The 14,033-nt window shown below is 37.8% G+C and carries 15 protein-coding genes; all 15 read right to left on the bottom strand.

Annotated elements, in window-relative coordinates; genetic code table 11:
• Nucleotides 1-30: 30 nt before the first annotated feature.
• Entirely contained in the window at nt 31-930 is a 900-nt protein-coding gene (gene xerC, locus RCJ96_RS05400; RefSeq protein WP_416503903.1) for a tyrosine recombinase XerC, read from the bottom strand.
• 65 nt (nt 931-995) lie between these two features.
• A complete protein-coding gene (gene trmFO, locus RCJ96_RS05395) occupies nt 996-2,300 on the bottom strand; it encodes an FADH(2)-oxidizing methylenetetrahydrofolate--tRNA-(uracil(54)-C(5))-methyltransferase TrmFO (RefSeq protein WP_002028254.1) in 1,305 nt (434 codons plus the stop codon).
• 50 nt (nt 2,301-2,350) lie between these two features.
• Nucleotides 2,351-4,429 carry a type I DNA topoisomerase gene (topA, locus tag RCJ96_RS05390; protein WP_001286973.1) on the bottom strand — a complete coding sequence of 693 codons (2,079 nt, stop codon included), beginning with the start codon at nt 4,427-4,429 and terminating at the stop codon, nt 2,351-2,353.
• Nucleotides 4,430-4,573: 144 nt separating this feature from the next.
• On the bottom strand, nt 4,574-5,443 hold the full coding sequence (gene dprA / locus RCJ96_RS05385; protein ID WP_061131599.1) for a DNA-processing protein DprA: 870 nt from the start codon (nt 5,441-5,443) through the stop codon (nt 4,574-4,576).
• Nucleotides 5,444-5,530: 87 nt separating this feature from the next.
• On the bottom strand, nt 5,531-6,433 hold the full coding sequence (gene sucD / locus RCJ96_RS05380) for a succinate--CoA ligase subunit alpha (protein ID WP_000115178.1): 903 nt from the start codon (nt 6,431-6,433) through the stop codon (nt 5,531-5,533).
• Between the two features lie 19 nt (nt 6,434-6,452).
• A complete protein-coding gene (gene sucC / locus RCJ96_RS05375) occupies nt 6,453-7,613 on the bottom strand; it encodes an ADP-forming succinate--CoA ligase subunit beta (RefSeq protein WP_001020785.1) in 1,161 nt (386 codons plus the stop codon).
• Nucleotides 7,614-7,806: 193 nt separating this feature from the next.
• Complete coding sequence (gene rnhB, locus RCJ96_RS05370; protein WP_046198499.1) at nt 7,807-8,580, bottom strand: ribonuclease HII; 774 nt, start codon at nt 8,578-8,580, stop codon at nt 7,807-7,809.
• Nucleotides 8,581-8,631: 51 nt separating this feature from the next.
• Nucleotides 8,632-9,522: a ribosome biogenesis GTPase YlqF gene (ylqF, locus tag RCJ96_RS05365; protein WP_074606250.1), complete on the bottom strand. Its 891-nt coding sequence runs from the start codon at nt 9,520-9,522 to the stop codon at nt 8,632-8,634.
• Nucleotides 9,523-9,542: 20 nt separating this feature from the next.
• Nucleotides 9,543-10,094, bottom strand: coding sequence for a signal peptidase I (lepB, locus tag RCJ96_RS05360; protein WP_000711857.1), 552 nt, complete (start codon nt 10,092-10,094; stop codon nt 9,543-9,545).
• A 101-nt stretch (nt 10,095-10,195) separates the two neighbouring features.
• Entirely contained in the window at nt 10,196-10,540 is a 345-nt protein-coding gene (rplS, locus tag RCJ96_RS05355) for a 50S ribosomal protein L19 (protein WP_001186516.1), read from the bottom strand.
• Between the two features lie 146 nt (nt 10,541-10,686).
• Nucleotides 10,687-11,421, bottom strand: a complete 735-nt coding sequence (trmD, locus tag RCJ96_RS05350) for a tRNA (guanosine(37)-N1)-methyltransferase TrmD (protein ID WP_000686892.1) — start codon at nt 11,419-11,421, stop codon at nt 10,687-10,689.
• Nucleotides 11,421-11,936, bottom strand: a complete 516-nt coding sequence (gene rimM, locus RCJ96_RS05345) for a ribosome maturation factor RimM (protein ID WP_000170268.1) — start codon at nt 11,934-11,936, stop codon at nt 11,421-11,423. The genes trmD and rimM overlap by 1 nt, the downstream gene beginning before the upstream one ends.
• A 121-nt stretch (nt 11,937-12,057) precedes the next feature.
• Nucleotides 12,058-12,285 carry a KH domain-containing protein gene (locus RCJ96_RS05340; protein ID WP_000737403.1) on the bottom strand — a complete coding sequence of 76 codons (228 nt, stop codon included), beginning with the start codon at nt 12,283-12,285 and terminating at the stop codon, nt 12,058-12,060.
• A gap of 14 nt (nt 12,286-12,299) precedes the next feature.
• Complete coding sequence (gene rpsP / locus RCJ96_RS05335) at nt 12,300-12,572, bottom strand: 30S ribosomal protein S16 (RefSeq protein ID WP_000268750.1); 273 nt, start codon at nt 12,570-12,572, stop codon at nt 12,300-12,302.
• 100 nt (nt 12,573-12,672) lie between these two features.
• Nucleotides 12,673-14,022, bottom strand: coding sequence for a signal recognition particle protein (ffh, locus tag RCJ96_RS05330; protein WP_000863461.1), 1,350 nt, complete (start codon nt 14,020-14,022; stop codon nt 12,673-12,675).
• Nucleotides 14,023-14,033: the final 11 nt, after the last annotated feature.

Below are 14,033 nucleotides of genomic sequence, written 5' to 3'. Positions count from 1 at the left end.
TTTATATGTTTTTATAGCTTTAAAAGCAATTTATGCCCGTGGGTGATGCTTCATGTAGACAGAACGCAATCTTTCTTTAGAGACATGCGTATAAATTTGTGTCGTAGACAAATTTTCATGACCGAGTAGCTCCTGTACAGTACGTAAATCTGCCCCTTCATCTAACATATGTGTAGCAAATGTATGCCTTAACATATGAGGACTTATACGCATTGTCAGTGAAGCTTTCTTAATGAGTTCATTTAATACATAGCGTACTCCTCGACTTGTCAGCGGCATGCCTTTCGCATTTAAAAATACCATATGAGATTGTTCTTCAGTTTTCTTGGCTAACTGTTTTCTCCCGTTCTCTATATAAGTAATTAAAGCATCTTGTGCATAGCTCCCGAACGGAATATACCTTTGTTTTTTTCCTTTTCCCATTACTAAAATTGTTCCCACCGCAAAGTCAATATCGGTAAGTTGTAAATTGACACATTCACTCACACGGATCCCGGTCGCATACATCAACTCTAATAAAGCTTGATTCCTTTGACCTAACGGGGTTTCCGTATCAGAAACTTCAAATAATTCCTCTAATTCTTCAGCATATAAAAACTTTGGGATTGACAATTCTTTTTTGGGGAGTGACGCAAGTGCAAACGGATTATCCTTCCGATAACCTTCACGCATCAAAAAACGATATAAACTTCGTAAGCTTGATACTTTTCTTGCGACAGATTTACGGGCTAACTTTTCATCGTGCAACGTCGTTAAGTACAAACGAACATCCGCGTATGTAATATCTAAAAAAGAGGATATGCCTTCTCGCTCCATAAATTGCACAAAATGTTCTAAATCATTTTGATAACTTGCAATTGTATATTTTGAATAATTTCTTTCAATTTGTAAATATCCAACGAATAATTGTAACAATTTCTTCACATTCACACAATTCACCTCAATAAAGGCTACTAAATCGTATCACAACTTAGTAGCCTTTGCAAGAAATTTAACTAAATATTCACAAAATTTCGAATCGTTTCTAAAGCGCGTGTTGCATATGCTTCATTACGTTCTGCTTTCTTTTTAATTTTCTTCTCTAACGGTGCAAACAGACCGAAGTTTGCATTCATCGGTTGGAAGTTTTTTGCATTTGTCGCAGTAATATAATTCGCCATACTTCCCATCGCAGTTACTGGTGGTAATACAACCGGCTCTTCACCTTTTACAAGTCGAGCAGCGTTGATACCTGCTAGCAATCCTGAAGCCGCTGATTCAACATATCCCTCCACTCCAGTCATTTGACCAGCGAAGAATAAATCATCACGTTGTTTATATTGGTATGTTGGACGAAGCAAGTTAGGTGAATTAATAAACGTATTACGATGCATTACACCATAACGTACAATCTCTGCGTTTTCCAGTCCTGGAATCAACTGTAACACTTCTTTTTGCGGTCCCCATTTTAAATGCGTTTGGAAACCTACGATATTGTATAACGTTCCCGCTGCATCATCTTGGCGTAACTGAACAACAGCATATGGCGTTTTCCCTGTTTTCGGATCTTCTAATCCAACAGGTTTCATCGGTCCAAATACTAGTGTTTGTCTTCCTCTACTTGCCATAACTTCTACCGGCATACAACCTTCAAAGAAAATTTCTTTTTCAAATTCTTTTAAAGGTACTGTTTCAGCAGCGATTAAAGCCTCGTAAAAACGGTCAAATTCCTCTTCCGTCATTGGACAGTTTAAATATGCCGCTTCACCTTTATCGTAACGAGATTTTAAATACACTTTATTCATATCAATGCTGTCTTTCTCAACAATCGGTGCTGCTGCATCATAGAAATAAAAGTAGTCTTCACCCGTTAATTCTTTTAATTGCGCAGAAAGATCAGGCGACGTAAGTGGACCTGTCGCGATAACAGTAGGACCTTCTGGAATTTCAGTGATTTCTTCATTCACCACAGTTACGTTCGGATGATTTTTTACATATTCCGTTACTTTTGCCGCAAATTCATGACGATCTACCGCCAAAGCCCCTCCTGCTGGTACAGAACACTCATCAGCTGCACGAATAATAACAGAATCCATTAAACGCATTTCTTCTTTAATAACACCAACAGCATTTGTTAATGTGTTTGCGCGAAGCGAGTTACTACATACTAATTCTGCAAATTTATCTGTGTGATGAGCGGGCGTTTGCCTTACCGGTCTCATTTCGTATAATCTTACTTGGACACCACGTTTTGCAATTTGGTAAGCTGCTTCACTTCCTGCAAGACCTGCGCCAATGACGTTTACTACTTGTGTTGTCATATATTTATCACCTTTCCTTTTCTTCCCGAAAAAAATGTGAGCAGTTACGCTCACATTTGTTGTTCTTCTTCATAATCACACGAAATACATTGTACTTGTACGCCTTTTTTCAACTTCTTCTCTACTAGCATACCTTCACACTTCGGACATTTACGGCCAATCGGCTTATCCCAAGATACAAAGTCACACTCTGGATACGTACCGCACCCATAGAAAAGACGTTTCTTTTTATTACTACGACGTTCAATAATTTGACCTTTATCACATTTCGGACAAGTAACACCGATTTCTTTCACAATCGGTTTTGTATTACGACAATCTGGGAAATTCGAGCAAGCCATAAATTTCCCGTATTTACCCATTTTAAAGACCATTGGGTGATTACATAATTCACAATCTTCCCCAGCTGGTTCATCTTTAATTTCCACTTCACGCATTTCTTTTTCCGCTTTTTCTAAACGCGGTTCAAATCCTACGTAGAAATCATCAACAATTTTTACCCAATTCGCATTTCCTTCTTCTACTTCATCGAGGCTTTGCTCCATGTTAGCAGTAAATTCAATGTTAATAATTTCCGGGAAAAACTCTAAAATAAGTTCAATTACTATTTCACCTAGTTCAGTTGGAACGAAGCGTTTATTATCCAAACCTACATATCCACGTTTTTGAATCGTTTCAAGTGTCGGTACGTAAGTCGACGGTCTTCCAATTCCAAGCTCTTCAAGTGTTCTTACTAAACGAGCCTCTGTATAGCGCGGCGGAGGTTGTGTAAAGTGTTGCTTCGGTTCTAAATCCTTCGAAAATACGGTTTCCCCTACTTCTAAAGGTGGCAACATCTTATCCTTTTCTTCAGCCCCATCATCTTTCGACTCTACATACACCTTCATAAATCCTGGGAACTTTACAACCGATCCACTTGAACGGAACTGAACATTATTATTAATGAGTCTCGCTGTCACAGTATCCATTATAGCAGACGCCATTTGACTTGCAACAAATCGCTCCCAAATCAATTTATACAATCGAAGTTGGTCACGACTTAAGAAACTCTTTAGTTCCTCTGGCTTTCTCATTACCGAAGTAGGACGAATTGCCTCATGCGCATCTTGTGCGTTCGACTTCTTCGTTTCTTTCTTCTTTTCTGTTCCTATGTATTCCGTACCAAACGCCTCAGTAATGTACGTACGTGCCTCTGTTTGAGCTGTTTCTGAGATACGTGTTGAATCAGTTCTCATATACGTAATAAGACCTACAGTTCCTTGTTTTCCAAGATCAATTCCTTCATACAATTGCTGCGCAAGCATCATCGTTTTCTTTGCTCGCATGTTTAACTTACGCGCCGCCTCTTGTTGCAAGGAAGATGTTGTAAATGGTAATGCTGGATTACGTTTTCGCTCTTTTCTCGTTACATTTTCAACTGAGAACGCATTATCTTTCAGCCGTTCAATTATTTCATTCACTTGTGTTTCATTCGTTAATTGAACTTTTTCACCATCTACACCGTAAAAGCTTGCTTCAAATGTGTCTTTCCCTTTCACAAATTCTGTCTTAATTGTCCAGAATTCTTCAGGCTCGAAACTTTGTATTTCTCTTTCACGTTCGATAATTAAACGAACTGCTACAGATTGTACGCGTCCTGCACTTAATCCTTTTTTTACTTTCTTCCATAATAAAGGACTAATATTGTAACCAACAAGACGATCTAGTATACGTCTTGCTTGTTGTGCATCTACTAAATTCATGTTAATCGCGCGAGGATGTTTGAATGATTCTTTTATTGCATCTTTTGTAATCTCATTAAACACAACTCGGCAATCTGATTCAACGTCCACATTTAACGTATTGGCTAAATGCCAAGCAATAGCTTCCCCTTCGCGGTCTGGATCGGCCGCGAGATAGACTTTCTTTGCTTTTTTTGCTGCTGATTTTAAGTCTTTTAAGACGGGACCTTTACCACGAATGGTAATATACTTCGGGGTGAAGTTGTTCTTTACTTCTATCCCCATTTGGCTTTTAGGTAAATCGCGAACGTGTCCCATAGACGCGACAACTTTGTATTTTTTCCCTAAATATTTCTCAATGGTCTTCGCCTTAGAAGGCGACTCCACGATTACGAGGTAATCTGACATGCTAGTGCCTCCTTAAGAGGTGGATTCAAGTCTTCATTAATCTTATTGATTTCTCTTGTTTTTGTCAATCAAGAATGAATATACCATACAGTGCCTATCTACCATTTGTCAATAATTGTTTAATAAAAACATAAAAATATAAGGTTAATTTAAAATCTCTTCCAGTATATCTTCTGCATTTCTTACTAGTTTCGCTCCTTGTTGAATGAGATGATTTGTTCCTGATGCACTATCTATAAATATAGGTCCAGGCAGTGCAAATACCTCTCTATTTTGCTCTAGAGCAAGGTCTGCGGTAATAAGTGTTCCACTTCTCGATTTCGCTTCTACAACTAAAACACCTTTACTTATGCCACTAATAATTCGATTCCTTTTTGGAAAATACCATTTTTTCGGTGCATAGTGCGGAGGATACTCTGTTAATAACAATATATATTCATTCCACACTTCATATAAATATCGATTCTCTCTTGGATATATATACGATAATCCATGTCCTAGTATCGCAATTGTTGGGCAATGCCGTCTTACTGTAATTTCATGAGACATCGCATCTATCCCTCTTGCAAATCCACTGACAATAAGCCATTCTTTTTCTAATAATGGATGTAAAATAAATTTCAAACTTTCATATCCATATAAAGTCGGTTCTCTCGTTCCAACAACCGCTAATTTATTCACTTTATTGAGAAAATCTTTTTCTCCTTTTCCATATAATACAAAGGGAGGATCTTGTATTTCACGTAATAATTTTGGATAATCTTCATCCCATATTGTCATATAAAAGAATCGATTTTTCTCTAAATAAGATATATATTGTGGGAGATTTGAACTTTGAAGAAAATTTACTAATTCTGAAGATTTTTTCGAGGATATTCCAGTGTAACATTCAATTTGTTTTGCATTAAAATTGTATATTTCCTTCAATTCTGGATCGACATGTAATAGCCTCTCTATCGCCTTCCAATGGTCTGCTAACAAGTAATGAAGATGTAATAATCGTTCTCTTTTCATCCCAATTCTCCTTACCCATAATTTTTATTATGTTAACAAGAAATTTGTAAAAAGACACCTTCAAGCAAGAAGGTGTCTTTCAACAGATTAGTAGTTTTTACAAGTCTCAAATAGACCTTTTTCTTTTAAGACAGAGATTAGCGTTTCACCCATAACTGCTGGAGTTTCCGCTACTTTAATACCACAAGCTTCCATCGTTTTAATCTTTTCTGCAGCAGTTCCTTTACCGCCAGAAATGATTGCACCAGCATGACCCATACGTTTGCCAGCAGGCGCTGTTTGGCCGCCAATGAAGCCTACAACAGGTTTTGTCATATTAGCTTTCACCCATTCAGCTGCCTCTTCTTCCGCTGTACCACCGATTTCACCAATCATAATTACAGCATGTGTTTCTTCATCTTCATTAAATGCTTTTAACGCATCAATAAAGTCTGTACCGTTAACAGGGTCTCCTCCGATACCTACAGCCGTAGATTGACCAATACCTTCTTGTGTTAACTGATGTACAGCCTCATATGTTAATGTACCAGAGCGAGATACGATACCTACATGACCTTTTTTATGAATGTACCCTGGCATAATACCAATTTTACATTCATCAGGTGTGATAACACCTGGGCAGTTCGGTCCAAGTAAACGTGTATGTTTACCAGCCATATATCTCTTTACATTTACCATATCTAATACAGGAATTCCTTCAGTAATACATACTACTAAATCAATTTCTGCATCAACTGCTTCCATAATTGCATCAGCCGCAAAAGCGGGTGGAACGTATACAACTGAAGCGTTTGCGCCTGTTGCTTTCACTGCATCTTCTACAGTATCAAATACTGGTACACCTTCAATATCAGTGCCACCTTTACCTGGCGTTACACCACCGACAATTTTCGTACCGTATTCTATCATTTGCTTTGTGTGGAATAACCCTTGAGAACCTGTAATACCTTGAACAATAACTTTTGTATCTTTATTAACTAATACGCTCATTTTTCTCCCCCGCTTTCTATTAGCCCACTAGTGAAACAATTTTTTGTGCACCGTCTGCCATAGATTCTGCTGCAACAATATTTAAGCCAGACTCATTTAAAATTTTCTTACCTAACTCTACGTTTGTACCTTCAAGACGTACAACTAAAGGCAATTCAAGACCTACTTGTTTCGTTGCTTCAATAACACCTTCTGCAATAACATCACACTTCATAATGCCACCAAAAATGTTAACGAAGATACCTTTTACATTTTTGTCAGAAAGGATAATTTTGAATGCTTCTGTAACCTTTTCAGCTGTCGCACCGCCACCAACATCTAAAAAGTTAGCTGGATCGCCATGGTAATGTTTAATGATATCCATAGTAGCCATCGCTAAACCTGCACCATTAACCATACAACCGATATTTCCATCTAAAGGAATGTAGTTTAAGTCATATTTAGAAGCTTCGATTTCTTTTGCATCTTCTTCATCAAGGTCACGAAGTTCTAAAATGTCTTTATGGCGATATAAAGCATTAGAATCAAAGTTTAATTTCGCATCTAATGCCATAACTTTACCATCACCTGTTGTAACAAGTGGGTTAATCTCTGCGATAGAGCAATCTTTTTCGATAAAAGCACGGTATAAGCCCATCATAAACTTCACAGCTTGTCCTACAAGCTCTTTTGGAATATTGATGTTAAATGCAATTCGGCGTGCTTGGAAGCCTTGTAAGCCTACTGCTGGATCAATATATTCTTTAAAGATTTTTTCAGGTGTTTTTTCTGCTACTTCTTCAATTTCTGTTCCGCCTTCTTCAGAAGCCATTAAAACAACTTGAGAAGTTGCACGGTCTAAAACAAGACCTACATAATATTCTTTTTTAATATCGCAACCTTCTTCGATAAGTAAGCGTTTTACTTCCTTACCTTCAGGACCTGTTTGATGTGTCACAAGTGTAGTTCCTAAAATGCTCTCTGCATATGTACGAACTTCATCTAAATTTTTTGCAACTTTTACTCCGCCAGCTTTGCCGCGTCCACCAGCGTGAATTTGTGCTTTCACTACACATACATCCGTTCCTAATTCTTTCGCCGCTTCTACAGCTTCTTCTACTGTAAATGCAACCTTCCCGTTCGGAACGCTAACCCCATAGCTTCTAAGGACTGCCTTACCTTGGTACTCATGGATATTCATGGTCCCATCCTCCCCTGTTTTCCTGTTTTACTCGAAAAGTTTTTTAATGTTTAAAAAACATTACATTGCCATTGTATAAGATGATTGGCACGCTGTCTACAATAAAGTGTCAGAAAACTGAAATCGCTTTATTCTTTTTGGAAAATAGTAATGTTTATATGTCAAAATACAAAATAAGCTGCGTTTTCGCAGCTTATTTTTGAATCATATCTTTAATTGGCGCAAACGATTTTCGATGTTCTTCTAATATGCCATGCGCTTCAATCGCTTCTAAATGTTGTTTTGTGCCATATCCCATATGTTGTTCAAATCCATATGCAGGATACTTTTCTCCAAGCTCTTTCATCATACGATCTCTCGTTACTTTCGCAATAATGGATGCAGCTGAAATAGAAATACTTTTTGCATCACCTTTAATAATAGATGTTTGCGGAATTGGTGTAGGGAGTTTCATCGCATCAATTAATAAATATTGTGGTGTACAAGATAAATTCGCAACAGCATCTAACATCGCTTGTTTCGTCGCTTGATAAATATTTATTTCATCAATAACTTGCGGTGATACAATTCCAACTCCAATTGCAATTGCTTGCGCTTTAATTTCATCATAAAAACGCTCACGTTTCGCTTCACTCAACTTTTTCGAGTCATTTAACCCCGGAATATAAAAATCCTTAGGAAGAACGACAGCTGCCGTCACAACAGGCCCAGCTAACGGTCCACGACCTACTTCATCTATACCTGCGATATATGTGAGACCTTTTTCACGTAACGCATTTTCATACTTAGACATTTCTAAAAATTTTTCTTTTTCCTTTTGCGCTAACTCTTTTTGTTTATACCACTTAGAAATGAGCTTTTGTACCCCTTTACGTTCATCTTTTATTAATATTTGAAAGCGGTCGTCCTCTTCACTCATAATTTCTTGTAGTAAATGTTCCGCCTCTTGAATCGTCACTTTTTGCATTCATGCCACTCCCTTTATATACAAAAAAGAAAAGACGTACAAACGCACGTCTTATACTTCTTCTACTTTTTCTGCATCTTCTGTATGCTCCGCAAACTCTTCTGGTGTTTCAAACGTCATTTTCCCAAGTTTGCCACCACGAAGCTCACGAAGTATAAGTTCAGATGTTTTATCATAATCAATCATTCCGCCGCCCATTAAACAGCCTCTATTTTTTCCAATCGCATCAAATAACTCCACGATGTCTTCTGGAATGTCATTTAAATTATAGCGCTCTTTTAATCGCTCTGGGTAATGTTTCTCCATAAAACGTAGCGCATAAACAGCTACGTCTTGTAGATTTAAAATAGAATCTTTAATTGCACCAGTCGTAGCTAGACGTAATCCAACTAATTGGTCCTCAAATTTAGGCCATAGTATACCTGGTGTATCAAGTAATTCCATTTCCTTCCCAACCTTAATCCATTGCTGAGCTGTTGTCACACCAGGACGATCCCCTGTTTTAGCAATATTTTTCTTCGCTAACTTATTAATCAACGTAGATTTACCAACATTCGGTATCCCCACAATTAATGCACGAATCGCTCTCGGTCTAATACCTTTTGCAACCATTTTATCAAATTTCTCTTTCACTAACACTTTACAAGCCGCCGCAATTTCCTTCATGCCTTGTCCAGCCTGTGCGTTAATTGAAATTGCCATATGGCCTTTTTCTTTAAAATATGCGATCCATTGCTTTGTTAAACGATCATCTGCCATATCCGCTTTATTTAAAACAACAAGCCTCGGTTTATGTGTAATAATCTCATCGATCATCGGATTTCGAGAAGATAAAGGTAATCGAGCATCTACAAGCTCAATTACAACATCAATTAACTTTAATTTTTCTGTTACTTGGCGTCTAGCCTTTGCCATATGTCCCGGGAACCATTGAATTACCATGTTGCCACCTTCTTTTTCTTTTATTTCACAATACGAGCATCTTTTAACGGCCAATATAGTATATTTGCCTTTCCAATCACTTGGTCCATTGAAATTGTACCAATCGAACGGCTATCTTTACTAAAACGACGATTATCGCCTAAAACAAATAATTGACCTTCTGGAACAGTTTTCTTCCCTGTCATTTCTTCAAGAGTGAAATCATATGTAAGCGGTCCGTCAGCAATTTGTTTTTTCTGCTTGTCTAAATACGGCTCCTCATAAGCCTTTCCGTTAACATATAGTTTATCATTACGATACTCTATTTCATCGCCTGGCAGGCCGATAATACGCTTAATATAATCTTTATCTTCCGTTGCTCGGAATACAATAATATCAAATCGTTTCGGATCTCCTATGTGATAACCAATTTTATTAACAATCATTCGATCGCGATCATGTAATGTAGACGCCATCGATACTCCATCTACGAGAATTGGCGCAAAGAAAAACTGTCTAATAACACCTGCTAATACAACAGCTATCAAAATTGCCTTGATCCATTCCCAAAGTGAACTCTTTTCTTTCTTCATGCTTTTCCCCTCCACGATTATGTAAGCTGATCGTATTATATCAAAATTTTATATAGATTGGAAAAAGGGAGCTTGTGCATTTACAAGCTCCCATACATGTCTTATCGAATTTCTTTAATACGTGCTTTTTTACCGCGAAGGTTACGTAAGTAGTATAACTTAGCACGACGTACTTTACCACGGCGAAGTACTTCGATTTTCGCGATTCTTGGCGTGTGAACTGGGAATGTACGCTCTACACCTACACCGTAAGAAATCTTACGAACTGTGAATGTTTCACTGATTCCGCCACCACGACGTTTAATTACAACACCTTCGAAAAGCTGAATTCTTTCACGAGTTCCCTCAACTACTTTTACGTGTACACGTAAAGTGTCTCCAGGACGGAATGAAGGAAGGTCAGTTTTTAATTGGCCTTTTGTAATTTCTGCGATTAATTGTTGCATATTAAATTCTCTCCTTTAAACAGATGCTCTTATAAAGTCTAAATAAATTACAGCGGAACATCGTTAATACGGCTACTGATTTCAGCAGCACAAGTGTTATAATAGCATATTGCTAAGGCTGTTGCAATAGAAAATATATCAAGCACTTATTTGCCTTCTTTAATCTGTTCTAGCCACTTCTTTTCTTGCTTAGACAATTCTCGTTCTTCCAATAAATCCGGTCTACGCGTGTACGTACGACGTAGTGATTCTTTATGTCGCCATTCATCAATATTTTTATGATTTCCCGACATTAATACATCCGGCACTTTCATACCACGAAAATCAGCTGGACGTGTATAATGAGGATGCTCTAATAAACCTGTACTAAACGAATCCTCAACTTGTGAAGCATGATTTCCTAGTACTCCTGGAAGGAGACGTACGACACTATCAGTTATAACCATAGAGGCTAACTCTCCACCCGTTAATACATAGTCACCGATAGAAATCTCATCTGTTACGAGATGTTCACGAATTCGTTCGTCATATCCTTCATAATGCCCACATACAAAGATTAAATGTTCTTCCTCTGCAAGCTCTTCCGCTTTCTTCTGAGTAAACCTTTCACCTTGCGGACACATTAAGACAACTCGCGGCTTCCGCTCCGTTTCTTTCGTTAAATCTTCTACAGCATCAAAAATAGGCTGAGGAGTTAACACCATCCCAGCGCCGCCACCATACGGATAATCATCCACACTATTATGCTTACTCGTTGTATAATCGCGGAAATTGACAACACGGAGCTCTACCGCTTCTTTTTCTTGTGCTTTCTTTAAAATTGAGGATCCAAACACACCTGTAAACATATCTGGAAACAAAGTTAAAATGTCAATTTTCATTATAGTAGCCCTTCCATTACATGAATGGTTACTAATTTATTCTCAATGTTAACTTGAAGTACAACATCATCAATATAAGGAATTAACAGATCTTGACCTTTTGGACGTTTAATTACCCAAACATCATTTGCACCAGGAGATAAAACTTCTTTTATTGTCCCTAACGCTTCTCCTTCTTCCGTTACAACGTTGCAACCAATAATTTCATGATAGTAGTATTCGCCTTCAGCTAGTTCGCCTAATTGATCTTCAGGCACTTTTAAAAGAGAACCTTTAAACTGTTCTACTTCATTTACATTCCCATATCCTTCAAATGTCAATAAATCAAATGTTTTATGTTGACGATGAGAAGTAATCTTTACTGGGAAAGGCTCTCCACCTTTTTCATTCGATATGTATAACGTATTCCCTACCTTATATCGCTCTTCTGGAAAATCAGTACGAGAAACCACACGAATTTCTCCTTTTACGCCATGAGTATTTACAATTTTCCCTACGTTAAACCATTTTGTCATAAACAGTATGTCACCCCTGGTTTCTATATAAATTAAGCATCCCCATTTCACATATGGAACATGCAATTTCTCTTTAAATGTTAAAAAAGGGAGAGGAAATAACTCCTCGCCCTTTTTACGTTTATTGAATTTCCAGTGTTACTTTTTCACTATTGTGATGTCCCACTGAATACAAGAGCATTCGAATTGCTTTCGCAACTTTCCCTTGTTTTCCAATGACTTTTCCAACATCCTCAGGATGTACAGTTAATCGATACTTTATCTCTCCGTTGTAAAGTTCCTGTGTAACTTTTACATCTTCAGGATAATCGACAAGAGGCTTGACAATCGTCTCGACTAACTTCTTCATAGTCATTGCCTCAATTACTTACCTTGTTTAGATAAGTGGAATTTCTCCATGATACCTTGGTTAGAGAATAAGTTACGAACTGTATCAGATGGTTTAGCACCATTTCCTAACCATTTTAATGCTGCTTCTTCGTTGATTTTAACTTCAGCTGGTTGAGCAACCGGATTGTAAGTACCGATTTCCTCAATGAAACGTCCGTCACGAGGAGAACGAGAATCTGCAACAACTACACGATAGAAAGGAGTTTTTTTAGCTCCCATACGTTTTAAACGAATTTTAACTGCCATTTATAAAGCACCTCCGAATTTATTTCACACAGATAATTATATTAGCAAAAAGACTATTGCTTTGTAAAGTATTTTTTCTTAACAGAGCCATCTTTTTTCCTTACATGAATGGAAACTTCAATCCACCTAGTCCTTTTTTCTTACCTTTTTGCATTCCAGTCATCGTTTTCATCATTTTTTTCATATCATCAAATTGCTTGATTAAACGATTGATTTCTTGTACCGTTGTACCGCTACCTTTGGCAATGCGTTTTTTGCGACTAGCATTGATTATTTCCGGTTGTTCTCGCTCTAATTTAGTCATAGAACGAATAATTGCCTCAATATGCCCAATTTGTTTTTCATCAACTTGTGCATTTTTCAGCCCTTTAATTTTATTTGCACCAGGAAGCATTCCTAACAATTCATCAAGCGGTCCAAGTTGACGCACTTGTCCAAGTTGTTCTAGGAAATCGTCAAGTGTAAACGAAAGCGTACGCATTTTTTGCTCAAGTTCTTTTGCTTTCTCTTCATCAACTGTAGCTTGCGCTTTTTCAATTAATGTTAAGACGTCTCCCATCCCTAAAATACGGGATGCCATACGTTCTGGATGGAACGCTTCAAGTGCATCTAGTTTTTCACCCATACCAGCAAATTTAATTGGCGTATTTGTAACAGCTTTAATAGACAATGCCGCACCACCGCGCGTATCACCATCCAGCTTCGTTAATACAACCCCTGTTAAACCTAGCTGTTCATGGAAACTTTGTGCAACATTAACCGCGTCTTGTCCTGTCATCGCATCGACAACAAGGAAAATTTCATCCGGTTTCGCAACTTCTTTCACTTTCGCTAATTCATCCATTAGTTCTTCATCAATATGCAGGCGACCTGCTGTATCAATTAAAACATAATCATGATGATCTTCTTTCGCTTTTGCAATCGCTTGTTTCGCAATTTCAACAGGACTTACTTGATCTCCTAAAGAGAATACAGGCATGTCCAATTGCTTCCCTAATGTTTCAAGCTGTTTAATCGCTGCAGGACGGTAAATATCCGCCGCAACAAGCATTGGTTTACGATTATGCTTTTTACGAAGCAAATTCGCAAGCTTACCTGTCGTCGTTGTTTTACCTGCACCTTGCAGACCAACCATCATAATAACAGTCGGTGGCTTATTAGCAACAGCAATTTTGCTTTGCTCTCCGCCCATAAGTTCTGTAAGTTCTTCCTGTACAACCTTAATTACTTGTTGTCCAGGTGTCAAACTTTTCATTACATCTTGTCCGACAGCACGTTCAGATACACGCTTTACAAAATCTTTTACTACTTTAAAGTTAACGTCCGCTTCTAAAAGAGCTAGACGAACTTCTCTCATCATTTCTTTCACATCGGCTTCAGAAACTTTTCCTTTGCCGCGGATTTTTTGCATCGTCTGTTGAAGTCGGTCGGCTAATCCTTCAAATGCCATATTGCCGCCCT

Source organism: Bacillus sp. BSL6, assembly GCF_052928345.1.
This window is presented reverse-complemented; position numbering and strand designations above follow the sequence as displayed.